The 1,178-nt window shown below is 61.6% G+C and carries 1 protein-coding gene; it reads right to left on the bottom strand.

Translation table 11 applies throughout. The features are described 5' to 3' along the window. Positions 1–1,178 (bottom strand): AMP-binding protein (locus ACZ9W6_RS17540; protein WP_465192477.1); only part of this gene is annotated, 1,178 nt, incomplete at both ends.

Genomic DNA, 1,178 nt, shown 5'->3' with positions numbered 1-1,178 from the left:
GCCAACAGCGAATGCCCGCCCAGCTCGAAGAAGCTATCGTTGCGGCCAACTTGCTGCACCCCCAGCACCTCGGCCCAGATGGCGGCCAGTTTCTGTTCGACTTCACCTACTGGTTCGATGTACTCGCCGACCGAGGCAAATTCCGGCGCAGGCAGGGCTTTGCGATCCACCTTGCCGTTCGGGTTTAGCGGCAGGGCGTCCAAGAGCACAATGGCCGATGGCAGCATGTAGTCGGGCAGAGTGCTCGCAATCGCGGCTTTCAGGTTGGCCGCATCCACATCGCAACCGGCTTTGAGTGACACATAAGCCACCAGTCGCGCATTGCCACCATCGTGACGGGCGATGACGACCGCCTCACGTACCGCCTCCTGTGCCAGGAGCTGCGCTTCAATCTCGCCCAGCTCGATACGGAAGCCGCGAATCTTGACCTGGTGGTCGATGCGGCCCAAGTATTCGAGCTGGCCTTCGCTGTTCCAGCGAACCAGATCGCCGGTGCGATACAGGCGGCCACCGTTGGCATCGAACGGGTCGGCGATGAAGCGTTCGGCAGAGAGACCGGCGCGGTTGAGGTAAGCCCGACCCAACTGGATACCGCCCAGATACAGCTCGCCCGCCACACCCGGTGCCACCGGATTCAGATCACTATCGAGTACGCGGGTGATGGTGTGGCTGACCGGACGGCCGATTGGCACATTGCTGCGGCCATCGTTGCGGCATGTCCAGTGGGTGACGTCGATCGCTGCCTCGGTCGGGCCGTACAGGTTGTACAGATTGGCTTGCGGCAATCGCGCAAATACCGCTTCCTGTGCTTCGGCTGGCAACGCTTCGCCACTGCACACGATGCGGCGCAGGCTGCGGCATGCTTCAATGCCCTCGTGGGCGAGGAAGGCCAGCAACATCGACGGCACAAAATGCAGGGTGCTGACCTGATGACGGGTAATGAGGCTGACCAGTTTCTCCGGCTCGCGATGGTCACCCGGCTGCGCCAGCAACAGACGCGCACCGGTGATCAGCGGCCAGTAGAACTCCCACACCGACACATCGAAGCTGAATGGTGTCTTCTGCAAAACGGTATCCGTTTCATCCAGAACATAGGCCGACTGCATCCACTGCAAACGGTTATGTAGCGCGATGTGTCGGTTGGCCGCCCCCTTCGGCTTGCCCGTCGAACCCGAGGT

Source organism: Vogesella lacus, from assembly GCF_979366295.1.
Note: the sequence above shows the minus strand (reverse complement) of the source record. Positions and strands in the feature narration are given on the sequence as shown.